The organism is Bariatricus sp. SGI.154 (genome assembly GCF_050313795.1).
Lineage (GTDB): Bacteria > Bacillota > Clostridia > Lachnospirales > Lachnospiraceae > CAMBRQ01.
Genome location: NZ_JBNPMC010000003.1, coordinates 1 through 25,370 on the forward strand (window position 1 = coordinate 1; position 25,370 = coordinate 25,370).

Sequence of the window (25,370 nt, forward strand, 5' to 3'; positions counted from 1 at the left end):
TTGAAAAAACCCCCGTCCCCAATTGCATGAAACATGTTATACTATTCTCAACGATAGAAAAGGCAAAAGAAAGGTAAGCAATCATTATGAGCATAAAAGGATATAAATGTCCGAATTGTGGCGGTAATCTGGTGTTCAGCAGTGATCGGCAGAAACTTCACTGCCCATCCTGTGACACAGAGATTGATATGAAGACCTATCAGGAATATGTCGATGTGGTAAAGTCGGCAGAGGAGAAGGGAGATACCTACGAATGGGGAGAGGAAGAATCCCAGAATTCCAGAGAATGGAGTGTAAGAGAGGAAGACGGCGAGAAGATCTATACTTGTCCATCCTGTGGAGGAGAGATTGACGCGCATACGACTACTGCAGCAACAACCTGTCCTTACTGTGACAGTCCGGTTATTCTTCCGGGACAGATATCGGGAGAATTCCGCCCAGATCTGATCATTCCGTTTAGGCTGGATCAAGAGACGGCAAAAAAGGCTTATAAAACCTTCTGTCAAGGAAAGCCGCTTCTTCCGAAAGCATTCCAGTCGGATCAGAGAATCCAGGAGATTACAGGAATCTATGTTCCATTCTGGCTCTTTAGTTGTGAGGCAGAGGGAAGTGTGAACTATGATGCCCAGAGAATCCGTAAGTGGAGAGACAGTTCATTTGAATACACCAAGACGGATTTTTATCTGGTAACCAGTGAAGGAAAGGTGAATTTTGATTATGTGCCGGTGGATGGTTCGATTGTAATGGATGATGCTTATATGGAATCCATCGAACCATATGATATGGAAAAGGCAATCCCTTTTGACGAAGGATATTTGTCCGGTTATGAGGCACAAAAATACGACGTCACGAAGGAAGAGAGCCGGAAAAGGGCGGAGGACCGTATCAAGACCAGTTTTGATGAACTTCTGGATCAATCGGTGAATCGAGGCAAGTATAGTATTGTGATGCCGAGAAATTCAAGAATTGGCTGCACAAAAGGAAAGGTTCAGTATGCATTGTTGCCGGTATGGGTGATTAAGGTAAAATATAAAGATACAATCTACCAGTTTGCCATGAATGGACAGACGGGCAAACTAACAGGAGAACTGCCTGTAGATAAAGGAGTGTTCTGGAAATATGCGTTTGGTATCTTTGTCGGAAGCAGTGTGATAGTCTATCTGTTGTTATTGGTTTTGCTTTATATTTTATAACAGATGACAGAAAGTGCAGGAAAGGAAAATCATATGAAGAAGATACGATTTATAGTAATAATGGTCTGTTGTCTGATGCTTTCGAATGTGTTGCCGGCGATTGCAAGTGAAGAGGGAGCATTGCCTAAGGTAATTGATAATGCGGATTTGCTTACAGAAACAGAAGAAGCAGAATTGTCGGCTAAGATTACGGAGATGGTGACGCAGTATCAGACGGATGTAGTGCTTGTAACAGAATACCAGAAACAAGCATCGGATATTCAGGAGGAAGCAGATCTGCTGCTGGAGAATCCGGGATATGGTATAGGTGATTCAAAATCGGGAATCTTATTCGTACTGGAAATGAATGACAGAGAATGGGCAATCTCGACGCAGGGAGATGCCATTACGAAGTTCTCTGATTATGATCTTGAGGATATGGGAGAGATTGCAACTCAGTATTTTGCAGACGGACAGTATTACATGGGATTCGATACATATCTTAATAAAGTAGATGGCTGTCTTGCGAGCGGGCGCTCTTTTGAAACTCAATCGTCGGATGAAAAGGGAACAGAAGGACAGCAGGAAGTGTCTGGGGAGCCAGAGGAATCTGCAAAGCCAACCGACTATATATTGCCGGCGCTGATCAGCGGTCTGGTGATCAGCATTGTCTATATGGTACATATGAAGTCTGGTATGAAGACAGCGAATATGCAGAAGAATGCCAATGCCTATCAGCGAGAAGATGCCAGAACGCAGATTCGAACCAGGGAACTCTTCCTTACCAGCACGGTTCATAGAAGACCGATTGAGAGGGAGGAAAAGGGTTCTGGTTCAGGAGGAATAACACCAAGCCGGACGCATAGTACAACGCACAGAAGCAGCAGTGGAACAAGGCATGGAGGTGCCAAAGGTAAATTTTAAGTCAGGAGGAAGAGATTATGGGTTTGCTGAAAGCAGGTATAGGGGCAGCATCAGGCGTGCTTGCCGATGAGTGGAGAGAGTATTTCTATTGTGAATCGATGGAAGAGGGGCTGATTGTTGCCAAGGCATCAAAACGGACTTCCAAGAGAAGTTCGAATAAGCATGGCGAGGAGAACATTATCAGTAACGGCTCTGTTATAGCGGTCAATGAGGGACAATGTATGATGGTCGTCGAACAGGGAAAGATTGTGGAATTCTCGGCAGAGGCAGGAGAGTTCGTATGGGACAAATCAACAGAGCCGTCCATATTCTATGGTGGATTTGGCGAGGGACTGCGCGGCTCATGGGACACATTTAAGAAACGATTTACTTTTGGTGGAGATACAGGTAAAGACCAGAGAGTGTATTTCTTCAATACCAAGGAAATGATGGGAAATAAATATGGAACTCCGAACCCGGTGCCTTTCCGCGTGCTGGATCGCAATATCGGACTGGATATGGATATTGCAATCCGCTGCTTTGGAGAATATTCTTATCGTTTGTGCGACCCGATTCTATTTTATAAAAATGTCTGTGGAAATGTGGAGAATGTATACATGGCGAAGGATATGGACAGTCAGTTGAAGAGTGAACTGCTGACAGCCTTGCAGCCGGCATTTGCAAGAATCTCGGAGATGGGAATCCGTTATAGTGCGCTTCCGGGACATACGGTGGAATTAGCAGAGGCGTTGCAGGATATTTTAACGGAGAAATGGAGTAACATCCGTGGTATCGAGATTGTATCTATTGGCGTGAACAGTGTAAAAGCGTCAGAAGAAGATGAGGCTTATATTAAGGAGTTACAGAGAACTGCGGTACTGAAAGACCCGACGATGGCAGCCGCACACCTGACCAATGCCCAGGCGGCCGCGATGCAGTCTGCAGCGAAGAATGCAGGTACAGGACCAGCAATGGCATTCATGGGGATGGGAATGGCCGGAAATATGGGCGGCATGAACGCTGAGAATCTGTTTCGGATGGGGCAGCAGAACTATTCACAGGGAGTGGGTTATCCACAGAATCAGAATGGACAGGAGAATTTGTACAATCAGAACGAGGATCATCCATTTGCACAGGCAGGACGGACTGTGCAGGCAGCAGCGGAAGATGGATGGATCTGCTCTTGCGGTGCAACAGGTAATAAGGGAAAATTCTGTTCAGAGTGCGGTTCCCCGAAACCGATACTGCCGGACGGTTGGACATGTCCGTCTTGCGGAATCTTGAATAAAGGGAAATTCTGTACAGAATGTGGAACGAAAAAGCCTGCAGGGGCATTGCAATACCGGTGTGATAAATGTGGATGGGAACCGGAAGATAAGACAAAACCGCCGAAATTCTGTCCGGAATGTGGTGATCCGTTCGATAATGAAGATTTGATAAAATAAAATATTTTGATATAATTAATAGAAAAATATATCGAATTATAAGTTTGCCAAGCATTGAAATTTATTATTTATTTCAATATAATAATAACAAATAAAATAGTCTTAGGAGAGAATGATATGGAAGAATTAATGAAAGAATTCAGAGAAGATCTTGCAGAGTTTCGTGATATGACAGAAAAGTTCTATGCAAAAGAAGTGAGTATGAAGGACTATAAAGGTTTCTCCGGAGGCTTCGGAAGTTATGCACAGAAGGGCGGAGCGGCAAGTATGCTCAGACTTCGTATGCCGGGCGGAAGATTGACGAAAGAAAAATTAAAATTTGTGGCAGATTCTATTGCTGAGTATGGAGTAGAGAAGGCACATTTTACAACATGCCAGACTATACAGTTCCATGATCTGGATGCAGCGGCTGTCTGTGGAATTATGGAAAAGGCAATGGATGTAGGAATCGTTACCAGAGGCGGCGGTGGAGATTTCCCGAGAAATGTCATGGTATCTCCATTATCAGGTATAGAAGAAGGAGAATACTTTGACGTACTTCCATATGCTGAGGCGGCTTCTGACTATCTGATGGGCTTCATCAAGACGGTAAAGATGCCAAGAAAATTGAAAGTATGTTTCTCTAATTCACCGGCGAATGAACCTCATGCAACATTTAGAGATCTTGGATTTGTTGCCAAAGAAGATGGCACATTTGACGTATACAGTGCAGGTGGTCTTGGAAACAATCCGCGTATGGGCGTGAAAGTTGCTGAACGCATCCAGCCATCTGAGATTCTGTATTATATCAAGGCTATGGTGAATACATTTGTCGCACATGGTAATTATGAGAACCGTGGAAAAGCCAGAACCCGCTATATGCAGGAAACTTTGGGAGTAGACGGATATAAGGCAGCTTATCTTGAAAAACTGGATGAAGTAAAGAAGACTGAGAAACTGGATATTGAGGTAAATGCAGAACCAGTTACTAAGAGCGGAAATGGCGTAACCATCTCCGATGAGCGTGTGATTGCTCAAAAACAGGATGGACTCTATGCGGTTGCTTATCATCCGATCGGCGGTGTACCGGCAGTTACAAAATTCGCAGAACTCTATGAAGTGATTGAGGATATGGATGACGTTGAAGTCCGCATTGCACCGGATGAGACCATCTATATTATCAATTTGAATGGCGAAGAGGCAGAGAGAGTCCTGGCAGTGACAGAGGATGGGGCAAAGAATCTCTTTGAGACATCTGTATCCTGTATCGGTGCAACCATTTGCCAGATTGGTCTTCGTGATTCTCAGGGTGCGCTTGCAGCGATTATAGAAGAAGTGAGAAAACATGATTTTGCAGATGGCGTATTGCCAAGAATTCATATCTCCGGATGTACATCTTCTTGTGGTACACATCAGATCGGAACACTTGGCTTCCACGGCGGAGTTAAGAGAGTGAATGATGTGGTAGAGCCTGCATTTACTTTCCATGTGAACGGTAACGATGAAGAGGGGAATGAGCGTTTCGGCGAGCAGTGGGGCATGATGCTTCAGAAGGACATGCCTGCATTCTTCGTAGAACTGGGAGAGGCAGTTCAGGCAGAAGGAACTACTTTTGCTGAGTGGTTTGCGAAGAAGCCGGAAGGGTTGAAGGAGATTGCGGATAAGTATCTGTACTAAAAGTTATTTGTATTAAAAATTATTTATAATTAAAATATTAGATAGCATATGATATTAGAAGAAGAGGTCTCAGATGGCGGACCTCTTCTTTTTTGATGGTTGCGGTTCGGTTGAGTCCGGAAAGCGTGAGAGATATAAGCCACTCAATAATGGGAAACCTTTTGGAAAAGATTATTTTGATGAATTGTTGGAACGTATCCGTGAGATTAGGGCAAGTGAGCGAAGAACTTATCAAAAAATCACGGATGTTTTTGAACAATGCAGTTATGATTATGATAAAAACAGTGAAATCACAAAGAATTTCTATGCCTTTGTCCAGAACAAATTGCATTTTGCGGTTACGGGCAAGACTGCTGCAGAACTGATATATGAACGTGCTGATTCAGAAAAAACTGCAATGGGGTTAACTACATGGAAAGATGCTCCTAATGGTAAGGTTTTAAAACGTGATATTGAAATTGCAAAAAATTATTTAAATGAGAAAGAATTATCTCGTCTGAACAGGCTAGTAAATATCACGTATCAGCTTGATAAAATAGAGGAATTATATTAGAAAATTCTATAAATGGTTGGGCACTGGAGGAGATTATAGATCAATATTGTATTCGAAATTGGAAATATAGGGGAAGGTGTACAAGTTGTGAAGAAATAAGAAAGCATTTAGGTATTACATATCATGAGATGAAAATACACGCTGAAGATATAAATGCTCTAAGGTGAATTCAACTTTAGAAAGTAACATAGGTTATCTTCTAAATAAGATGCATATTCGACAAAATAAAGAAGGAAATAATGCATCTGTATATGTTGCAAATATAACGGATGAAGAATTGGAAAAATGGTATGAAAAGAAGTCTTAGATGAAATGACAAAACGAGGTTGGATTGTAGATCATATGAATAATAATGGATTGGACTGAGATAGATGGTACATAGAAAGGAACGGAGAACTCTATTTTGTACCCGGAAAGCATAATTGGATACTTTCTGCTCATTACAAGGAAGGATGGAAGCCTTCTGATACTGATAAATAATACAATGTTTATATAAAGATACATAGCCGATTGGTTTCCAGAATGAGAATCAGTCGGCTTTTTTCATGTCCTTTTTTATACATAGCCATTTTCCATAAAGGAGTGGCTATTAAATTTTCAAGGAAGGAGGTAAACCGTGATGTCAAATTGCAAAATAATTGCTATTGCGAATCAGAAAGGAGGTACACAAGGTGGAAAATTCAACTTTGCAGCAACTAATCAACCAGACTAAGGAAGCGCTCATTCAGGCAGGTGCATCTAACTATTACCAAAACGTATTTAAAACTCTTACAAAGCAACTTTTACTTTACGCCGAAGAACACGGCACAGATTCTTTCAGCATGGACTTTGGATTACAGTTTTTAGAAGATCATTATTCCATGTCATCTAAAATCAAGCAGAAGAATGGTGTGCAACCTATTCCCGTTGTATAAATGCTTTGGCAGAATACCAACGTTCAGGAAATGTCACTCTTTATCTTGTTATGGATAAAAGAGCATACACCTTTCCGGAAGGATTCAAAGACAGCGCAGAAGTTTTCCGACAACCTGTCCCACAGCCGGGAACGTCTGGAGACGCTGAAAGCGCAGCTTGAAACCGCAAAAGTGGAGGCTGTTAAAGAGTTCCCACAGGAGCAGGAACTGGCAGAAAAGACAGAGCGGCTGGGGGAACTGAACGCTTTACTTGATGTGGGGAAGAGCGATAAGGTTATGATGGACGAGGAGCCGGACGAGAAATAGAAAGAACGTGTTATATGAAATTGGAGGAAGATTCCGAGTTTTACCGAGAGATTTTGGGCATTGGAAGTCGATAGAATGTCAATGGAAATGTTGCAGATGTATTTGTTGGGGTGTCGGGGGATGTGGGAGTTGATGGAGTTATTAAACTTGAAATAGTAGAAAAATTTTCTTTTGCTTGGAATAAAAAGTTTACTTCCACACAATAATGAAGTGTAATAAATGTGTGAAAGTCAGGTGGTGAAAAATGAATAAAAAAGAAAAATTAGATGACATGTTATATAAAAAGAATGGAATTCTTCAGACTTCTGATGTGGTTGAGGCGGGGATTTCAAAGACTTATTTCATGGAATATGCAAAGAAAGTAGGGTTAGAACGTGTGGCAAAAGGAATTTACTTGTCATCGGACGCATGGGCAGATCCTTTTTATTTATTACAAATGAGGTATCCCCAAATTATTTTTTCGCATGAAACTTCACTTTATTTGTTAGGAATGGCAGAACGAGAGCCGTTGCAATTTACGATTACTGTAAAAGCAGGATACCATGCAAAAAGTATGGAAGAACAGAAAGTAAAAGTATATCGGGTAAAAAAAGAACTTTTGGATTTGGGGGTAGTGAAAGTAGAATCACCAGAGGGACATCCTGTGAAAGCGTACAATGCGGAACGTACCGTGTGTGACTTATTACGCAGTCGAAATAATGTAGAGATTCAGGATTTACAGTCAGCAATAAAGGAATATATGCGAAGTAAAGAAAAAAATCTGCCACAACTTATGCGATATGCAAAAGAGTTTCGAGTGGAAAAACTTTTAAGACCATATTTGGAGGTATTGTTATAATGATTAGAACTTCAAGACAGTTGAAAGCGTTAGTAAGAAATTTAACAAAAGGTGTTTAGAAATGTGGGGAGTAAACGCAGAAGAAGAAATTCATTTTTATTATGATGAAAGTAATAATTGTAGAAAGTTTTGGCTAGATTCAGAGAAAACGGATTTTAATCATGATTTTCGAGCAGATTTTGTGTTAGCAGGAATTGCAAGCAAAACAGAATTTCAGATTCCTTTTGAAGAGTTAAAACAACGATTAAAACTTCAAAATAATGTAAATGAACTAAAGAGTAAGAGGTTGTTTAAAGGAAAAGATTTTTTGCAATGTATGAGAATGAAAAGGGTGACAGCCCTAATTGAATTGTTTTCAGATTATGATTTATATATACATTATTCACATGTAAACAATTTTTTCTATACTATTGTAGAGATATTAGATTCGATTACGACACCAGATGAAATTAGCGAGTTTGGATTTGATTACTTTAGATTGAAAACAACATTTTATAATATGCTGTTCCCTAATATAGATAAAGTGGTACAGATCATGATTAAATATTCTTATCCGAATATAAAAACAGAGCAAATTGAAGACTTCTGTAATGAATTATTAAATGTCATTGATTTAAGATATACACAGAAACCAGATGAGAAGTTTATATCTGGTGCGTTAAAGCGGGCTTCTCAAAGTACAGAAATGCTCTTCATACAAAATAATACAGATTTTGTTATGCAGGAAGACTATTCAATATTTTATGTTGATCCAATCTTAAAATTTTCCAAGGCAGTACATCATTTTGATGAGGAATTGTCAATACAGGATAAAGTAAGGGAAATGATTTCTAAATTTCAAAAGGATGTAACCAATTATGATAAATTCAATTCCTAGCAATAGTATGAGGAAAACAGTTACGGAACTTAGTGATATTCAAATAATTAACTGTATTGCATTTAATGGACTTAGAACAAAATCGGATTTGAGAAACAAAGGATTTTTACATAGTATGACTGCAATAGGAATTTTGGAAAAGTTAAATAGATTTTTTGATTTGGTAGAAAGTGAGTACAAGTATAGTAAAAATTAACCGGGAGATCCGCAATTATACGGAATCCATGTTTTTCGGGCTGTCATTGCGGCAGTTTATTTTTTCAATTTTAGCCTGCGGCGTTGCTGTCGGGCTATATTTTTTGTTACGCCCGCATTTGGGAACGGAAACAGTAAGTTGGGTGTGCATTTTGGGGGCTGCCCCGTTTGCGGCGATGGGATTTGTGAAGTATCATGGAATGAACGCAGAGCAGGTAGAGGGATATGGAGACGGTGGAAATCCGGTCATTGATAAGTCCGAGTTTGTATTGTCTTTGTTTGAACAGTTGGATAAAAAAGGTGTCAGTGCAAAGGAGAAATCTATCATTGACTGTTGTACCGGAGATGTGTATGAGGATTATAGGAGAGGCGGCGCAGTTCCTACGCTTTGTGTTCTCCGTGAAAAAATGCTTGCACAGCCGGAGCGGGAGGCAAAAGACCTTGCACTGGCACTGGAATTATTTACAAGCGGAAGTCTGGACGCATTTGCCCATGAGAGCAATGTGGACATGAATAACCGCATGGTGGTGTATGACATCATGGATTTAGGAAAGCAGTTGAAAACAATGGGACTTCTGGTTATCACGGACGCTATGTTAAACCGTGTGACGGAGAACTGGAAAAAGGGCAAGCGTACCCATATCTTTCTGGACGAGTTTCATGTGGTATTTGAAAATGAGTATTCCGGCGCATTTTTCAATTCCGCATGGAGACGGTTCCGGAAGAGAAATGCCTTTCCGAACGCCATCACGCAGAATGTTGAGTATCTTCTGGATTCCGTGCTTGCCAGCACCATGCTGTCCAACAGTGAGTATATTGTCATGCTGAATCAGGCGGCATCAGACCGTCAGAAACTTGCGGAGTTACTGAACATCTTCAACGAGCAGATGAGTTATATCACAAATGCGGACGCAGGATGCGGCTTAATTAAGTACGGAAGTTCCCTTGTGCCTTTTATCAATAAGTTTCCGAAGAATACGAGGCTGTATAAACTGATGACAACCAAGCCGGGGGAGGACAGTGCGAACCGGAACCGGACGTAGTTAAAAATGGTAGAGGTATTTTGAAGCACGGAATTTGCTTATTTTTTGAAATAGGTTGTATTCTAGCTAGAATTTGTATATACTATAAATATGAAAGCGAGGTGCATGAGAAATGACAATAGATACCGATACCATGATTTCCATTACAGAAGCAAACCAGAATTTTTCTAGAGTGGCGAAATTAGTAGACGAACACGGAACAGCAGTAATTTTGAAAAATAATGTTCCCCGATACCTTGTGATTGATTTCAGCAAGGCAGAAAAAGAGAAAACAGCAGCGACAGAAGATGTGCTTGCAATATCGGAACGTCTGCTCAAACAGAATATGGAGGCATATGAGGTGCTTGCAAAATGATTACTTTAACAAAAGAACAGGTACTGATGCTCCATGAACGCCTGATTGAGACAACGGGAGGAAGTAAAGGAATCCGGGACGAGGGCATGTTGGATTCTGCATTGTCTAATCCGTTTCAGTCCTTCGTGGGCGAAGAATTGTATCCGAGTGTTCAGGCAAAAGCGGCGCAGCTTTGTTATGGCTTAGTAAAAAACCATGCGATGATAGATGGAAATAAAAGGATCGGAACGCATGTGATGCTGGTATTTCTGGCGCTGAATGGTTATGAATTATCATATAGCCAGAAAGAACTGAGCGATACTATTTTAGCACTGGCAGCCGGAAAGATTCATGCAGATGATCTTTTACAGTGGATTATCAGACACCAAAAATAAAATATAAGATTGAGCGAAAAAAGCATTAAGGCGTGTGAGATGTTACCATTTCATGCGTCTTTTTTGCGTTCAGAAAAGGAGGCTAAAACATGGGTGCTGGGAAAATGAAGATGACGGAAATTAAGCGGAGTCATGTACAGACTCTTTACAATGAAGAAGCAGCAGTTTCCGTCTCTGTTGCCAGACTTGTAAAAACTGCTATGAACACTTCTATGCGGTATGCCATAAATAAAAAGATTATTTCTGTTAATCCAACTTTAGGAGTGGAGTTACCAAAACGTGTTGAAAAGAAGAAATATCATACACGCAGTATTGATGAAAAAAAGACATTGAATGTGCAACAGATTTTAACACTTATTGAGGCAAGTAAAGGAACACCGATTCATATGCAAGTCTTGTTTGCTGTTCTGTTGGGATTAAGGCGCTGTGAGATAAATGGAGTGAAATATTCTGATATTGACTATATTAACAGAACATTGAAAGTTCAGAGGCAGTTAGGAAAGAAACCGAATACCATAGCAGAAGATTTTCCGGCAAAGACATTTACAAAGCAGGAAATCGGTTTAAAAACACAATCCAGTTATCGAATAATACCTATACCGGATTATGTGTTTGAAGCGATTTTGGAGGAACGAAAAACTTACGAGAAGAATCGCAGGAGAAGAAGCACTACTTTTCAGAATTTGGATTATATCTGCTGTTCCTCGTATGGGCGTCCCAGAAGCAAGGATTACCATTTCCCACATTATAAGAAACTGCTAAGAGATAATAATTTACCGGACATCAGATGGCACGATTTGCGAAGCACTTTCTGTACTGTCCTTTTGAAAAACGATTTCAATCCTAAAGCAGTCTCACAGTTAATGGGACACGCAAAAGAGATTATTACGATTGATGTTTACGGAGATACAGCAGAAATTATAGAGGATTGTTTGGATGAATTGCAACCGTTCATAGACGATGTTGTACCACAGGATAACGAAAGTAATACAGATTTTTCAGAAGATGGATATTTAGATGATATTAATTCATTCCTCAGTTAGATAAAATTTGTGACCTAAAATCAGAATAAGAAAATCTACCATGAAAGTACAGAACAAAGGTTCGATTTGCTCTGTACTTTTCTTGTTGCATATGATATAATTGAAATCCGAGTAACTGGTAAATACTAACCGTGTTATTTCGTATTTTGTAGTGTTATTTAGTTTCAAAAATACGGTTTTGTGACCTTCATTCGTGTAATTGGCATTTTAACTACTATTCGCCAGCCTTAAAAGGGCATTTTACACGAATTGAAATCCAAATTACACGAATTTTGGGCGAATAGACAAACTTTTTGCGCGGTCACAATGAGGAAAATGTTCTGCTTGCAGAAACATTTGACGAATGTCGCGACAACGAGAAAGCTTGTTTTCGAGTGTTGGTCACAAATGGAGGTGGATTGATGAATAGAGAACAAGGACATTCGCAATACGCTGACCAAAGTCAGCTACTTGCTCATAAAAGCAGCCCGCAAAGCGGACATGCTTTTAAATTACATGCCCCATATCAGCCCACAGGAGATCAGCCGCAGGCGATAGCAGAACTGGTCAAGGGATTCAACGAAGGCAATCAATGCCAGACTTTACTAGGGGTTACGGGTTCCGGCAAGACTTTTACAATGGCAAATGTGATTCAGGAGCTGCAAAAGCCAACGCTGGTAATTGCACATAATAAAACACTTGCAGCACAGTTATACGGGGAATTCAAAGAGATGTTCCCGGAGAATGCGGTGGAGTATTTTGTGTCCTACTACGACTACTACCAACCCGAAGCCTACGTCCCCTCCTCCGACACCTATATCGCCAAGGATTCTTCCATCAACGACGAGATCGACAAACTTCGTCATTCTGCCACAGCAGCGCTGTCAGAACGTCGGGATGTTATCATCGTTGCCAGCGTATCCTGTATCTATGGTCTTGGTAGTCCGATTGATTATCAAGAGATGGTCGTTTCCTTACGTCCAGGCATGATCAAAGATCGAGACGAAGTTATTAGAAAATTAATTGATATCCAGTACGATCGTAATGAGATGGATTTTAAGCGTGGAACCTTCCGAGTGCATGGAGATGTACTGGAGATTATTCCTGCATTAAGTGAGAATCTGGCATACCGGATTGAATTCTTCGGAGATGAAGTGGATAGAATTACAGAGATCGATGTTTTGACAGGAGAAGTGAAGAATGAACTGAACCACGTTGCAATCTTTCCGGCGTCACATTATGTAGTATCCAAGGAAAATATGGAAAAAGCAATCCAAGGAATTGAAGTAGAACTGGAAGAACAGATTCGGTTTTTCAAGAGCGAGGGAAAACTATTAGAAGCCCAGAGAATCTCTGAGCGTACGAATTTTGATATCGAGATGATGCGTGAGACAGGCTTCTGCTCCGGCATCGAGAACTACTCAAGGCATCTGACAGGTTTGGCGCCAGGGCAGCCGCCCCATACACTGATTGATTATTTCCCGGATGACTTTATCATGATGATTGATGAGTCTCATAAGACAGTACCGCAGGTCGGGGGCATGTATCATGGGGACCAGTCCAGAAAATCTACATTGGTAGAATATGGATTCCGTCTGCCATCAGCAAAAGATAACCGCCCCTTGAGTTTTGAGGAATTTGAAAGTAAGATAGATCAGGTACTATTCGTATCTGCGACCCCGGGACCATACGAAGAGCAGCATGAACTCTTAAGAGCAGAACAGGTCATCCGTCCGACAGGGCTGCTTGATCCTGAGGTGGAAGTGCGTCCGGTAGAGGGGCAGATTGACGACCTGGTCGGTGAAGTGAATAAGGAGATTGTGAAGAAGAATAAGATCTTGATTACAACTCTGACAAAGCGCATGGCAGAGGATCTGACGGATTATATGCGGGAACTGGGCATTCGTGTCCGTTATCTGCATTCGGATGTTGACACGTTGGAACGGACAGAGATTGTGCGGGATATGCGTCTGGATGTTTTTGACGTACTGGTGGGAATTAATCTGCTAAGAGAAGGTCTGGATATTCCGGAGATTACACTTGTGGCGATTCTGGATGCTGATAAGGAAGGATTCTTGCGTTCTGAGACATCCTTGATTCAGACGATTGGACGTGCTGCCCGGAATGTAGAAGGGCACGTTATCATGTATGCAGATACTATGACAGATTCTATGCGTATTGCGATTGAAGAGACGGAGCGGCGCAGGAAGGTACAGATGCAGTACAATGAGGAACATGGCATTACGCCGCAGACCATCCAGAAGAGTGTAAGGGATCTGATTGCCATCTCTAAGAAGGTGGCAGCAGAAGAACTGCGGATGGAGAAAGATCCGGAGTCTATGAGCAGGCAGGAACTGGAGAAGTTAATCAAAGATCTGACGAAGCAGATGAAGAAGGCGGCTACGGAACTGAATTTCGAAGCAGCTGCAGAATTGCGTGATAAGATTGTAGAGTTAAAAAGACATATGACAGACTAGAAATAGTTTGTAAAAAAATAGTTGAGAGAAGATATCTACGAAAGGATAGACTAATGACACAGAGAAAAGGCAACAAACAATTTATTAAAATACGAGGTGCCAACGAGCACAATCTCAAAAATATAGATCTGGATATCCCCAGAGATGAATTGGTAGTACTGACCGGATTAAGTGGTTCGGGAAAATCATCGCTGGCTTTTGACACCATCTACGCAGAAGGACAGCGAAGATATATGGAATCCCTTTCTTCCTATGCCAGACAGTTTCTGGGACAGATGGAGAAGCCAGATGTGGAAAGCATTGAAGGATTATCTCCGGCAATCTCTATTGACCAGAAATCTACGAACCGGAATCCTCGTTCTACCGTAGGAACAGTAACGGAGATCTATGATTATTTTCGGCTTTTATATGCCAGAATCGGTATTCCTCATTGCCCGAAGTGTGGCAAGGAGATTAAGAAGCAGACGGTAGACCAGATGGTAGACCAGATCATGGAATTGCCAGAGCGGACTAAGATCCAGCTGCTGGCGCCGGTCGTACGCGGCAGAAAAGGAACCCATGCGAAATTATTTGACCGGGCGAAGAAGAGCGGATATGTTCGCGTTCGCGTAGATGGCAATCTCTATGAACTGTCAGAAGAGATTGCGCTAGATAAAAATATTAAGCACAATATTGAGATTATTGTAGACCGACTGGTCGTGAAAGAGGGAATCGAACAGCGTCTGACGGATTCGATTGAGAATGTTCTGGCATTGGCGGAAGGCTTGCTGATTGTCGATGTAATCGGTGGAGAACCGATTAATTTTAGTCAGAGTTTTTCTTGCCCGGATTGTGGAATCAGTATTGAGGAGATAGAGCCTAGAAGTTTCTCTTTCAATAATCCATTTGGAGCCTGTCCGGAATGTTTCGGACTGGGATATAAGATGGAATTTGATGAGGATCTGATGATTCCGGATAAGAGATTAAGCATTATGGAAGGCGCGATTACTGTTATGGGATGGCAGTCCTGCAACGATAAGAAGAGTTTTACTTATGCGATTCTGGATGCTTTGAGCAAAGAATATCATTTCTCACTGGATACGCCTTTCAAGGATTATCCGAAAGAGATCCATGATGTTCTGATCCATGGAACGAATGGGAAAGAAGTAAGAGTCCATTACCGCGGACAGCGTGGAGAGGGCGTATATGATGTGGCATTTGAGGGATTGATCCGTAATGTGGAGCGTCGCTATCGCGAGACGGGTTCTGAGACTTCTAAAGCAGAATATGAGGAGTTCATGCGGATTACTCCATGTCATGAGTGTGGAGGGCAGAGATTGAAGCCGGCTGCACTGGCAGTTACGGTTGGCGATAAGAATATTGCGGAACTGACAGCCTTGTCTATCGAACGCCTGCAGGGATTCTTGAATCAGTTGCAGTTGAACCAGCAGCAGATCCTGATCGGTGGGCAGATTCTGAAGGAGATCAATGCCCGTATCCAGTTTTTGATGGATGTTGGTTTGGATTATCTGACGCTTGCCCGTGCAACGGGAAGTCTGTCTGGCGGAGAGGCGCAGAGAATCCGTCTGGCAACTCAGATTGGATCTGGGCTGGTAGGGGTTGCGTACATTTTGGACGAGCCAAGTATAGGGCTGCATCAAAGAGATAATGATAAATTATTAGGCACGCTGAAGCATCTGAGAGATCTGGGTAATTCCGTTATTGTGGTCGAGCATGATGAAGATACCATGCTGGAGGCAGATTATATTGTGGATATCGGTCCGGGAGCCGGTGAACATGGTGGAGAAGTGGTGGCACAGGGGAATGCAAAAGAGATTATGAAGAATAAGAATTCCATTACCGGTGCATACCTAAGTGGAAGGGTGAAGATCCCGGTGCCGGAAAAGCGTGAGGCACCAACAGGCTGGCTGAAGGTAATTGGAGCCCAGGAGAATAATCTGAAGAACATAGATGTGGAATTCCCTCTCGGTGTGATGACCTGTGTAACGGGAGTATCAGGATCCGGTAAGAGTTCACTTGTCAATGAAATCTTGTATAAGCGTCTGGCAAGGGAACTGAATCGCGCAAGAACCATTCCGGGCAAGCATAAGGATATCCAGGGGATAGATCAGTTGGATAAAGTAATCAATATCGACCAGTCACCGATCGGGCGTACGCCCAGATCCAATCCAGCGACTTATACGGGAGTTTTTGATCTGATCCGTGATCTTTTTGCTGCAACTGCAGATGCCAAGGCAAGAGGATATAAGAAGGGAAGATTCAGTTTCAATGTCAAAGGCGGAAGATGTGAAGCCTGCAGTGGTGACGGAATCCTTAAGATTGAGATGCATTTCCTGCCGGACGTCTATGTGCCTTGTGAAGTCTGTGGTGGAAAACGTTATAATCGTGAGACGTTGGAGGTAAAATATAAAGGAAAGAGTATCTACGATGTCCTGGATATGACTGTAGAAGAAGCATTACATTTCTTCGAAAATGTACCAAGCATCCGCAGGAAGATGGAGACCTTGTATGATGTGGGGCTTTCCTATATCCGTCTTGACCAGCCGTCTACGACTCTCTCAGGAGGAGAGGCACAGAGGATTAAGCTTGCGACAGAATTAAGCAAGAGAAGTACCGGAAAGACAATCTATATACTGGATGAGCCTACGACAGGCTTGCATTTTGCAGATGTTCATAAGTTGACAGAGATACTTCGCAGACTTTCTTCGGATGGCAATACGGTAATTGTAATTGAGCATAATCTGGATGTGATTAAGACGGCGGATTATATTATAGATATCGGTCCGGAAGGCGGAGATAAGGGAGGTACGGTGATTGCAAAGGGAACTCCGGAGGAGGTTGCATGTAATCCGGTGTCCTATACGGGCAAATATATTGACGTTATTCTGAAAAAGTAGATGTCACCTGAATGTGCGGAATTTGTCGAGAAGGTTCACAAAGATTTAAGGAAATAGGGGTTTCCATTTTAAGGAAAGTTGATTATAATGAAACGAGCACGGATCGGTATGTATCAGTACGCATCCGGGCATTCATTATGAAAAAGTGGACGAATGATAATCAGATAGATAGCATAATGAAAGGGGAAAAAAGATGTCAGTAGATATTGGAATTGACTTGGGAACTGCCAGTGTCCTGGTCTATGTGAAGGGGAAAGGCGTCATATTGAAGGAGCCATCTGTGGTTGCTTATGACAGAGATACAAATGCGATAAAGGCGATTGGCGAAGAGGCTCGCCTGATGCTTGGAAGAACACCTGGGAATATCGTGGCTGTCCGCCCGCTCCGTCAGGGAGTCATCTCGGACTATACGGTGACAGAGAAGATGATCAAGTATTTTGTACAGAAAGCGTTGGGAAAAAGGACATTCAAAAAACCAAGAATCAGTATCTGTGTGCCAAGCGGAGTCACGGAAGTGGAACGCAAAGCGGTGGAAGAAGCAACCTATGCGGCAGGCGCAAGAGAAGTGAATCTGATTGAAGAGCCGGTGGCAGCAGCGATAGGTGCAGGAATCGACATCTCGAAGCCCTGTGGCAATATGATTGTGGATATCGGGGGAGGTACTGCGGATATCGCAGTGATTTCCCTTGGCGGTACGGTGGTGAATTCTTCTATTAAGATTGCGGGAGATGATTTTGATGAAGCCATTGTACGATATATGCGCAAGAAGCATAATCTTCTGATCGGTGAGAGAACCGCGGAAGATATTAAGATTAAGATTGGTACAACCTATCCATTGATCGAGGATGAGGCGATCGAAGTAAGAGGAAGGAATCTGGTAACAGGTCTTCCGAAGACGGTAACCGTGACTTCGTCTGAGACGGAGGAGGCGTTAAGAGAGCCAACGGGACAGATTGTGGAAGAAGTAATTAACGTGCTGGAGAGGACGCCACCGGAGTTATCCGCGGATATTCTGGATCGTGGAATCATGCTGACCGGTGGTGGGGCTATGTTAAGAGGTCTGGAAGAACTGATTGAGGAGAAGACAGGGATTAATACCATGACTGCAGATGATCCGATGAAGGTAGTTGCAATCGGTACAGGACAGTTTGTAGAATTAATGAGTGGACGAAGAGAATTCTAATGGACAGTATTAAAGGATATGTTGAGCATATTGTATATCGGAATGAAGATAATGGGTATACGGTGTTTCACTTGAATAATGATGACGGTGAAGTGACCTGTGTAGGGAATTTTCACTATATTGAAGAGGGAGAACTGCTGAGACTGGAGGGAGAGTATACAACCCATAAACTGTATGGGCTTCAGTTTAAGGCAGAGACTTCGGAAGTCTGTGAGCCAGAAGATCTGGTATCGATTGAACGCTACCTGGGATCAGGTGCTGTAAAAGGTGTAGGTGCAGCGCTGGCAGGAAGGATTGTTAAGAAGTTCAAAGAAGATACCTTCCGGATTATCGAGGAAGAGCCTGAGCGCCTGGCTGAGATCAAAGGAATCAGCGAGCGCAAAGCACGAGAGATCGCCGTGCAGGTAGAAGAGAAGAAGGATATGCGCCAGGCGATGATCTATCTGCAGAAGTACGGGATATCGACTGCCCTGGCTGCCAGGATATACCAGCATTACGGGCAGAATGTATACCGTGTTATAGAGGAGAACCCATATCAGCTTGCTGACCATGTGTCAGGAGTTGGTTTTAAGACCGCTGATGAGATCGCATCGAAGGTTGGAATCCATACGGATTCTGACTACCGCATTCGCAGCGGTATTTTCTATACTCTTTTACAGAGCGTGAATGATGGGCATGTATATCTGAACCAGAATGTGCTCCTGAGAAAAGCAAGCGAGCTTCTGGAGGTTGAGATTCGGGATATTGAGAAATATCTGATGGATCTTGCGATGGAGAAGAAGATTGTCATGAAGAATGCAGCGGATGGCATGAGGGTTTATTCTTCTCATTACTATTATATGGAGATGAATGTGGCGAAGATGCTGTATGACCTGAATGTGACCTGCGATGTGGCAGAAGACAGTCTTGAACGCAGGCTTCATGCCATTGAAGAGAATACAGGGCTGTATCTGGACGAGATGCAGCGGATGGCTGTAATGGAGTCTGTCAGGCGAGGCGTGATGGTACTGACAGGTGGACCGGGAACCGGAAAGACGACAACCATCAATGCTATGATTCATTTCTTCGAGAGTGAAGGAATGGATATCTATCTGGCGGCTCCTACCGGACGGGCCGCAAAGCGGATGACAGAGACCACCGGATATGAGGCACAGACGATCCACCGTCTTCTGGAGGTCAGTGGGAATCCGGAGGATGACAGTGTGAATGGGTTCCAGCGTAATGAAGAGAATCCTTTGGAAGCAGATGTGATCATTATAGATGAGATGTCCATGGTGGATCTGCCTTTGATGTATGCGCTCTTGGGAGCAATCGTACCGGGAACCAGGTTGATCTTGGTGGGAGACCGTAACCAACTGCCGAGTGTGGGACCTGGAAGTGTCCTGAAGGATATTATCGATGCACATTGTTTTCCGGTGGTGATGCTGACTAAGATCTTCCGGCAGGCCGGAGAGAGTGATATCGTTGTGAATGCCCATAAGATTAACCGTGGAGAGGAAGTGGTGCTGGATAATAAGAGCCGGGATTTCTTCTTCTTGAAGAGGCAGGATGCCAACGTGATCATCAGTGTCGTGATTACGCTGATTCAGAAGAAACTGCCGAAGTATGTGAATGCGAAGCCATATGATATCCAGGTCCTGACTCCTATGAGAAAAGGACTTCTGGGAGTTGAACGCCTGAATCGTATCCTGCAGGAATATCTGAATCCTGCGGAACCGGGAAAGACGGAAAAAGAGTATGGAGACCGGCTGTTCCGCGAAGGGGATAAGGTCATGCAGATCAAGAATAATTATCAGTTAGAGTGGGAAGTCGCAACCAAGTATGGCATGACGATCGACAAGGGACAGGGAATCTTCAATGGTGATATGGGAATCATCAAAGAGATTAATACGTATGAAGAGACGGTGATTGTGGAATATGATGAGAAGCGCAGGGTGAAGTATCCGTATGAATTGCTGGATGAACTGGAACTTGCCTATGCGATTACCATACATAAGTCTCAGGGGAGTGAATATCCGGCAGTAGTGATTCCGCTGCTGCAGGGGCCAAGACAGCTGTATCACAGGAATCTGCTGTATACTGCTGTCACAAGGGCAAGGCATTGCGTAACGCTGGTGGGAAGTGATTCCGTATTCCAGGAGATGATCCGCAATACGAATGAACAGGATCGCAATACAAGCCTTGCAGAACGAATCCGGGAATTGTAGTGAGAAATTCAAGAAGTCAAAGAAATATCAGAGAGATTTTAACAAGTATATGGAATATTATCAGCGCCTGGCTGTGGCCCGAGGTGTGTCCGTTCTGCGGCAAGGCTAGCAGTCAGGGAATCTGTACGATATGCAGAAGGAAACTAGAGATGCTCAGAATAAGGGAACCCAGATGTATGCAGTGTGGCAAGCCTATCCGCCATGTGGAGCAGGAATATTGTCATGACTGTATGCATACCCGGCATCATTATGACCAGGGGCTTAGTCTGTGGCTTCATAAGGCGCCTGTCAGCACATCGATCTATCAGTTCAAATATCACAATCAAAGAAGATATGGAATTCATTATACCGAGGAATTAATCTGCTGTTATGGTCATATGATAAAAAGATGGAATCCAGATCTTATCATTCCGATTCCCCTTCATAAAAAGCGCAGGAAGAAGAGAGGTTATAATCAGGCAGAAATTGTAAGCCGAGAACTGGGAAGAAGATTGCAGATACCGGTGGATGAAAAGAGTCTGGTTCGAAGGATTGCTACCAGTCCCCAGAAGATATTGAGCCATAGCGAGAGAAAGAAGAATCTGCGGAAGGCATTTGCTTTGAAGTGGGCAGTATATCCTGCTTCTACAGTGCTTCTGATTGATGATATCTATACAACAGGGAATACGATTGACGCGGCGGCAGAAGTGTTGAAACAGAACGGGGTGGAAAAAGTTTATTTTTTAACTATAAGTATTGGACAAGGGTACTGATATTTGTTATACTAAAAATGATGTTTAATTGGATAATAAAGCAGAATATTGCAACATTTTGAGGTGGATTATGTTAGATGAAAAAAAGGTAAAACTCATGACCCGTCTTGCTTTCTACGAACAGACACAGGGAAAGGAAGATTTTAAGATCAGTGCATACTACCGTAAGGATTATGCGAGTTTCCATACGATATGCTCGGTTCTTTGGGTTACTGTGGGATATATATGTATTGTGGGAATGCTGGTATTGGCAGGATTGGAAGAACTGCTTGAGAATATGTCCAATGGGCTGATATTGATGCTGGCAGCCATGTTTCTGTTAGGCTATATTTCACTGGTTATTATCTATGCACTTATTTCCAGCCATGTGTATAATCAGAAGCATAAGGATGCGAGACAGCGGGTGAAGAAGTATAACCATAATCTGACAAGACTACTTAAGATGTATAAAAAGGAGAATAGATAGATGGATAGTATATATGTACTTCGCGGACGGTTACAGGAATTATATGCCAGGAATTCAAAAGTGTTCGACAAGGTGTGCCAATTTGTGCTGGCAATGGTGACGTTCTCGGTGATTAACCATAATGTAGGCTTCATGAAAGCAGCGGCTTCGCCGGTAGCAGCATTAGCATTGGCAGTGATCTGCACGTTTTTGCCTTTGTCATTAACGATTGTGATGGCGACGGTTCTGATTCTGGCTCATATGTTCTCAGTGTCGTTGGGAATATTGATCGTGACGGCAGTCATATTCCTGATTATGTATATATTCTATCTGAGGCTCACACCGAAGATGGCACTGATTGTTCTGCTTACACCGATTGCTTTCTTCCTGAAGATTCCATATGTGATTCCGGTGGTATGCGGCCTGGTTGCAACTCCGATCAGCCTGGTAGCAGTTGCATGCGGAACGATTGTATACTATATGATGGAGTATGTTAAGAAGGCTTCGGCGAATATTTCGGGGGCTGATGCGAAGAGCATGCTGTCACAGGGAACAGATTATGCAAAGCAGGTGTTCCAGAATAAAGAGATGTGGATTGTGATTGTAGCGTTTGTCATCTGTCTGTTCGTGGTATATACCCTGCGCAGGACATCTATAGATCATGCATGGAAGGCTGCAATTCTTGCAGGAGCGGTTGCAGATGTAATCGTGATTGTTGTAGGAGACATGGTTTTAGGAGTACATACTTCTTACGGAGCACTGATTGGAGGAAGTATTGCTTCTATACTGGTTGGTTTGGTATTGGAGTTGTTCTTTTTCTCAGTGGATTATGCGAGAAGTGAGAACTTGCAGTATGAAGACGATGAGTATTATTATTATGTGAAGGCTGTTCCGAAGGTATTTGTTGCGACACCGGAGAAGACAGTAAAGAGGATTAATGAGAGACAGGAGACGGAGATCATAGATACAGAGGCAGTCCGGAGGAATTCTGGCGCTGTATCTGTTAAGACACCGGACAAAATGGCGGAGAAGAAAGCTGTAGCACATGGGAGTGAAAAGAGCAGTAGAAAGCGTTCTCCCAAAAAAGGACCTGTCACAAAGAAACATGATATGAGGGAAGTGGATAAGATGCTTCTCACACAGAGTCTTAGAAAAGATCTTAATCTGAAAGACTAAGAATAGGATAAATAAAAAGAAGGAGGTGGAGGAATGGAACAGCAGATTAGCAGATTTGTAGAAAAATACGTATCTGACTGGTATTTTCCGGAGATACGTGTAACGGATGTGATAGAAGTTTTAATTCTTACTTTTTTGATCTATCAGCTTATGGTATGGATTAAGAACACAAAAGCATGGATGCTGCTTAAGGGAATCATTGTACTTGCTGTATTCATTCTGATAGCCGCCATATTCAAGATGCATACTATATTGTATATTGCTAAGAATTCGGTTACTGTTATGGCAACAGCAGCGATTGTGGTGTTCCAGCCGGAACTTCGGCGTGCGTTGGAGAAATTAGGAGAACGGCAGTTTCTGTCTTCCATGGTGCCTTTTGAGACAAACCGTGAGAAAACACGTTTTAGTGAAGAGACAATGGAAAGTATTATTGAAGCAGCATATGCGATGGGAAAGGTTAAGACAGGAGCATTGATTGTTGTTGAGCAGGCAATACGTCTTACAGAATATGAAAGTACTGGGATCCAGATGGATTGTCTTGTGTCCAGCCAGGTTCTGATCAATATATTCGAGCATAATACGCCTCTGCATGATGGAGCGATCATCGTGCGTGGAGACAGAATTGTATCTGCGACCTGTTATCTTCCATTATCAGATAATATGAACATCAGCAAGGCACTTGGAACCAGACATCGTGCAGCTCTTGGAATGAGTGAAGTCAGTGATGCTCTGATTGTTGTGGTTTCAGAAGAGACCGGTGCAGTATCTGTGGCACGAGGCGGACAACTTTATCGCAATATCAGCGAGAAAGAATTGAGGGAGAAATTAACTGGAATTCAGGATAAAAAGACAGAGACGAATAAGTTAACAGCATTATGGAAAGGAAGGCGTAAGCATGGAAAAAAGACTGACAGCTAACCTGGGTCTTAAGGTATTGGCCTTCTTTACCGCTGTTTTTATGTGGTTTATTGTGGTTAATATTGATGATCCGGTCATAGAGAAGACATATACCGGCATACCTGTGCAGGTGGTGAATGAAGAAGTCGTAACGACAACGAACAGGACGTATCAGATTGTAGATGATACCAAGGAAGTGAATGTTACGGTGAGAGCACAGCGCTCAGAGATGAATAAGATTAAGGCAGAGAATATTACGGCAACTGCTGATATGAAAGAATTGTCTCTGGGAACTCAGATTCCGATAGAGGTATCCGTTGAAGGCGGCAGATATGAAAGTGCGTATACGACGCCTAGAAATCTTCAGGTTCAGATTGATGATGAGGCGAAGAATAATTTCCCGATTACGCCAACGACGATCGGAACCGTCAGAGAAGGATATGTGGTAGGGGAATTGAACGTGAATCCGGAGAAGGTAACTCTTCGCGGACCTAAGACCGTTATTAACAACATCAGCAGGGTAGTAGCAGAGGCGGACGTATCAGGCTTATCTGAAAATGCGGATATTGAAGCAAGGCTGATTCTGTATGATGCGAATAATAATGTAATAGATCAGACGCTTCTTGCCAACAATCTGGGCAAAGAAGGAGTTAGCGTAGAGGTAACACTATATCAGGTCAAGAGTGTGCCGATCAAGTTAGACACATCTATGGTTACTGCTGCAAAAGGCTATAAGATAAGCATGTTCAGTGTCGAGCCGCGGGATGTAAGTGTGACAGGCGACAAATCAGATCTCTCCAAATTAAGACAGATTGATGTGCCGGCAGAGGCGCTGAATGTCTCGAATCTGACACAGAGAACAGAGAAGGTTATAGATATATCATCATATCTGCCGGATGGAGTATCTTTGGTGGATCAGAATGCGAGCAGTGTAGTGGTGACGATCTATGTCGAACAGCCGGGGGCAAAGCATTATGAGGTCTCCACCAGTTCGATTACGGTGAATAATCTTGCAGCGAATCTGGAATTAAGTTATGGGTCGATGGTAGATCTGGAACTCCAGATCAAAGGTCCGGAGGAGACATTGAATGTATTCTCCATTGCAAAGAAGGTAAGTATTGATCTTAAAAATTATACAAGTCCAGGTACTTATACAGTTCCGGTATCGGTAGAATTACCAGATGGCTGTTCATTGGTAGAGGATGTGAGTGTAGAAGTGATCCTGGAAGAAAAAGTAGAAGAACAGGAGGAGTAAATAAAGAAAGTCATGGTTAGGCAAAGAGTTACAATTACCAATCCGACTGGATTGCATCTTAGACCAGCGGGCATCTTCTGCAATACGGCCAACAGTTTCAAGTGCAAAGTTGAGTTTGAGTATGATTATACGAGAGCCAATGCGAAAAGTGTTCTTAGTGTGTTGGGGGCATGTATTAAGAAGGGCAATGAGATTGAACTGGTCTGTGATGGAGAAGATGAAGAAGAAGCTCTGCGTGCAATGGTTGATGCCGTTGAAGGCGGACTGGGAGAATAAAAGAAGATGGATGATGGAAACGGCTTATGTATGTGCATAGGTCGTTTTTATTGCAAAAATACGTTTCTTACATTGAAATGGGAATGATTTTATGGTAACGTAAAATTGTATCGGTATAAATATTTCTAAATTAATAAGGGGAAAAGGAGGAG

Annotated in this window: 23 protein-coding genes and 1 pseudogene; all 24 read left to right on the forward strand. The window is 42.7% G+C overall.

Annotation, left to right across the window (positions count from 1 at the left end):
* Nucleotides 1–86 precede the first annotated feature (86 nt).
* The 24 genes and pseudogenes from ACQRBN_RS02715 (at nt 87) to ACQRBN_RS02830 (ending at nt 25,218) form a co-directional block, all read left to right on the forward strand.
* A complete protein-coding gene (locus ACQRBN_RS02715) occupies nt 87–1,193 on the forward strand; it encodes a hypothetical protein (protein WP_427737410.1) in 1,107 nt (368 codons plus the stop codon).
* 33 nt (nt 1,194–1,226) lie between these two features.
* The gene (locus ACQRBN_RS02720) at nt 1,227–2,096 is read left to right on the forward strand and encodes a TPM domain-containing protein (RefSeq protein ID WP_427737411.1); all 870 of its coding nucleotides are present in this window, start codon (nt 1,227–1,229) and stop codon (nt 2,094–2,096) included.
* 17 nt (nt 2,097–2,113) lie between these two features.
* Nucleotides 2,114–3,520 carry an SPFH domain-containing protein gene (locus ACQRBN_RS02725; RefSeq protein WP_427737412.1) on the forward strand — a complete coding sequence of 469 codons (1,407 nt, stop codon included), beginning with the start codon at nt 2,114–2,116 and terminating at the stop codon, nt 3,518–3,520.
* A gap of 117 nt (nt 3,521–3,637) precedes the next feature.
* Entirely contained in the window at nt 3,638–5,176 is a 1,539-nt protein-coding gene (locus ACQRBN_RS02730; RefSeq protein WP_427737413.1) for a nitrite/sulfite reductase, read from the forward strand.
* Nucleotides 5,177–5,318: 142 nt separating this feature from the next.
* Nucleotides 5,319–5,717: pseudogene (gene rhuM / locus ACQRBN_RS02735) on the forward strand (RhuM family protein); the annotation flags it as partial.
* 683 nt (nt 5,718–6,400) lie between these two features.
* Complete coding sequence (locus tag ACQRBN_RS02740; RefSeq protein WP_427737414.1) at nt 6,401–6,643, forward strand: hypothetical protein; 243 nt, start codon at nt 6,401–6,403, stop codon at nt 6,641–6,643.
* 45 nt (nt 6,644–6,688) lie between these two features.
* Nucleotides 6,689–6,949, forward strand: a complete 261-nt coding sequence (locus ACQRBN_RS02745) for a hypothetical protein (RefSeq protein ID WP_427737415.1) — start codon at nt 6,689–6,691, stop codon at nt 6,947–6,949.
* Between the two features lie 244 nt (nt 6,950–7,193).
* Complete coding sequence (locus ACQRBN_RS02750) at nt 7,194–7,787, forward strand: type IV toxin-antitoxin system AbiEi family antitoxin domain-containing protein (RefSeq protein ID WP_427737416.1); 594 nt, start codon at nt 7,194–7,196, stop codon at nt 7,785–7,787.
* Nucleotides 7,788–7,848: 61 nt separating this feature from the next.
* Nucleotides 7,849–8,664 (forward strand): hypothetical protein, encoded by an 816-nt coding sequence (locus ACQRBN_RS02755; protein ID WP_427737417.1) that lies wholly within the window; start codon nt 7,849–7,851, stop codon nt 8,662–8,664.
* On the forward strand, nt 8,645–8,860 hold the full coding sequence (locus ACQRBN_RS02760; protein WP_427737418.1) for a hypothetical protein: 216 nt from the start codon (nt 8,645–8,647) through the stop codon (nt 8,858–8,860). The genes ACQRBN_RS02755 and ACQRBN_RS02760 overlap by 20 nt, the downstream gene beginning before the upstream one ends.
* On the forward strand, nt 8,835–9,902 hold the full coding sequence (locus ACQRBN_RS02765; RefSeq protein WP_427737419.1) for a VirB4-like conjugal transfer ATPase, CD1110 family: 1,068 nt from the start codon (nt 8,835–8,837) through the stop codon (nt 9,900–9,902). Before ACQRBN_RS02760 ends, ACQRBN_RS02765 begins: the two co-directional genes overlap by 26 nt.
* Nucleotides 9,903–10,014: 112 nt before the next feature.
* Nucleotides 10,015–10,257 carry a type II toxin-antitoxin system Phd/YefM family antitoxin gene (locus tag ACQRBN_RS02770; protein ID WP_427737420.1) on the forward strand — a complete coding sequence of 81 codons (243 nt, stop codon included), beginning with the start codon at nt 10,015–10,017 and terminating at the stop codon, nt 10,255–10,257.
* Nucleotides 10,254–10,631 (forward strand): type II toxin-antitoxin system death-on-curing family toxin, encoded by a 378-nt coding sequence (locus ACQRBN_RS02775; protein WP_427737422.1) that lies wholly within the window; start codon nt 10,254–10,256, stop codon nt 10,629–10,631. Before ACQRBN_RS02770 ends, ACQRBN_RS02775 begins: the two co-directional genes overlap by 4 nt.
* Nucleotides 10,632–10,720: 89 nt before the next feature.
* Nucleotides 10,721–11,674, forward strand: a complete 954-nt coding sequence (locus ACQRBN_RS02780) for a site-specific integrase (RefSeq protein WP_427737423.1) — start codon at nt 10,721–10,723, stop codon at nt 11,672–11,674.
* Between the two features lie 401 nt (nt 11,675–12,075).
* On the forward strand, nt 12,076–14,130 hold the full coding sequence (gene uvrB / locus ACQRBN_RS02785) for an excinuclease ABC subunit UvrB (RefSeq protein ID WP_427737424.1): 2,055 nt from the start codon (nt 12,076–12,078) through the stop codon (nt 14,128–14,130).
* A gap of 53 nt (nt 14,131–14,183) precedes the next feature.
* Nucleotides 14,184–17,027, forward strand: coding sequence for an excinuclease ABC subunit UvrA (gene uvrA, locus ACQRBN_RS02790; protein WP_427737425.1), 2,844 nt, complete (start codon nt 14,184–14,186; stop codon nt 17,025–17,027).
* 193 nt (nt 17,028–17,220) lie between these two features.
* A complete protein-coding gene (locus ACQRBN_RS02795) occupies nt 17,221–18,210 on the forward strand; it encodes a rod shape-determining protein (protein WP_427737426.1) in 990 nt (329 codons plus the stop codon).
* Nucleotides 18,210–20,417, forward strand: coding sequence for an SF1B family DNA helicase RecD2 (gene recD2, locus ACQRBN_RS02800; RefSeq protein ID WP_427737427.1), 2,208 nt, complete (start codon nt 18,210–18,212; stop codon nt 20,415–20,417). Before ACQRBN_RS02795 ends, recD2 begins: the two co-directional genes overlap by 1 nt.
* A complete protein-coding gene (locus tag ACQRBN_RS02805) occupies nt 20,417–21,169 on the forward strand; it encodes a double zinc ribbon domain-containing protein (protein ID WP_427737428.1) in 753 nt (250 codons plus the stop codon). The genes recD2 and ACQRBN_RS02805 overlap by 1 nt, the downstream gene beginning before the upstream one ends.
* Before the next feature lie 70 nt (nt 21,170–21,239).
* On the forward strand, nt 21,240–21,635 hold the full coding sequence (locus tag ACQRBN_RS02810; RefSeq protein ID WP_427737429.1) for a hypothetical protein: 396 nt from the start codon (nt 21,240–21,242) through the stop codon (nt 21,633–21,635).
* Nucleotides 21,636–22,790, forward strand: a complete 1,155-nt coding sequence (locus ACQRBN_RS02815; RefSeq protein ID WP_427737430.1) for a hypothetical protein — start codon at nt 21,636–21,638, stop codon at nt 22,788–22,790.
* A 33-nt stretch (nt 22,791–22,823) separates the two neighbouring features.
* Nucleotides 22,824–23,708 (forward strand): diadenylate cyclase CdaA, encoded by an 885-nt coding sequence (gene cdaA / locus ACQRBN_RS02820; protein ID WP_427737431.1) that lies wholly within the window; start codon nt 22,824–22,826, stop codon nt 23,706–23,708.
* Complete coding sequence (locus ACQRBN_RS02825) at nt 23,686–24,942, forward strand: CdaR family protein (protein WP_427737432.1); 1,257 nt, start codon at nt 23,686–23,688, stop codon at nt 24,940–24,942. The genes cdaA and ACQRBN_RS02825 overlap by 23 nt, the downstream gene beginning before the upstream one ends.
* 12 nt (nt 24,943–24,954) lie before the next feature.
* Nucleotides 24,955–25,218 (forward strand): HPr family phosphocarrier protein, encoded by a 264-nt coding sequence (locus tag ACQRBN_RS02830; protein WP_427737433.1) that lies wholly within the window; start codon nt 24,955–24,957, stop codon nt 25,216–25,218.
* The last annotated feature ends 152 nt before the right edge of the window (nt 25,219–25,370 follow it).

What these genes read in the sequence shown, in the direction of transcription:
- ACQRBN_RS02715 (WP_427737410.1), top strand. Translation starts at nt 87, where the DNA reads ATGAGCATAAAAGGATATAAATGTCCGAATTGTGGCGGTAATCTGGTG.
- ACQRBN_RS02720 (WP_427737411.1), top strand. Translation starts at nt 1,227, where the DNA reads ATGAAGAAGATACGATTTATAGTAATAATGGTCTGTTGTCTGATGCTT.
- ACQRBN_RS02725 (WP_427737412.1), top strand. Translation starts at nt 2,114, where the DNA reads ATGGGTTTGCTGAAAGCAGGTATAGGGGCAGCATCAGGCGTGCTTGCC.
- ACQRBN_RS02730 (WP_427737413.1), top strand. Translation starts at nt 3,638, where the DNA reads ATGGAAGAATTAATGAAAGAATTCAGAGAAGATCTTGCAGAGTTTCGT.
- ACQRBN_RS02750 (WP_427737416.1), top strand. Translation starts at nt 7,194, where the DNA reads ATGAATAAAAAAGAAAAATTAGATGACATGTTATATAAAAAGAATGGA.
- ACQRBN_RS02755 (WP_427737417.1), top strand. Translation starts at nt 7,849, where the DNA reads ATGTGGGGAGTAAACGCAGAAGAAGAAATTCATTTTTATTATGATGAA.
- ACQRBN_RS02760 (WP_427737418.1), top strand. Translation starts at nt 8,645, where the DNA reads ATGATAAATTCAATTCCTAGCAATAGTATGAGGAAAACAGTTACGGAA.
- ACQRBN_RS02770 (WP_427737420.1), top strand. Translation starts at nt 10,015, where the DNA reads ATGACAATAGATACCGATACCATGATTTCCATTACAGAAGCAAACCAG.
- ACQRBN_RS02775 (WP_427737422.1), top strand. Translation starts at nt 10,254, where the DNA reads ATGATTACTTTAACAAAAGAACAGGTACTGATGCTCCATGAACGCCTG.
- ACQRBN_RS02780 (WP_427737423.1), top strand. Translation starts at nt 10,721, where the DNA reads ATGGGTGCTGGGAAAATGAAGATGACGGAAATTAAGCGGAGTCATGTA.
- uvrB (WP_427737424.1), top strand. Translation starts at nt 12,076, where the DNA reads ATGAATAGAGAACAAGGACATTCGCAATACGCTGACCAAAGTCAGCTA.
- uvrA (WP_427737425.1), top strand. Translation starts at nt 14,184, where the DNA reads ATGACACAGAGAAAAGGCAACAAACAATTTATTAAAATACGAGGTGCC.
- ACQRBN_RS02795 (WP_427737426.1), top strand. Translation starts at nt 17,221, where the DNA reads ATGTCAGTAGATATTGGAATTGACTTGGGAACTGCCAGTGTCCTGGTC.
- recD2 (WP_427737427.1), top strand. Translation starts at nt 18,210, where the DNA reads ATGGACAGTATTAAAGGATATGTTGAGCATATTGTATATCGGAATGAA.
- ACQRBN_RS02810 (WP_427737429.1), top strand. Translation starts at nt 21,240, where the DNA reads ATGTTAGATGAAAAAAAGGTAAAACTCATGACCCGTCTTGCTTTCTAC.
- ACQRBN_RS02815 (WP_427737430.1), top strand. Translation starts at nt 21,636, where the DNA reads ATGGATAGTATATATGTACTTCGCGGACGGTTACAGGAATTATATGCC.
- cdaA (WP_427737431.1), top strand. Translation starts at nt 22,824, where the DNA reads ATGGAACAGCAGATTAGCAGATTTGTAGAAAAATACGTATCTGACTGG.
- ACQRBN_RS02825 (WP_427737432.1), top strand. Translation starts at nt 23,686, where the DNA reads ATGGAAAAAAGACTGACAGCTAACCTGGGTCTTAAGGTATTGGCCTTC.
- ACQRBN_RS02830 (WP_427737433.1), top strand. Translation starts at nt 24,955, where the DNA reads ATGGTTAGGCAAAGAGTTACAATTACCAATCCGACTGGATTGCATCTT.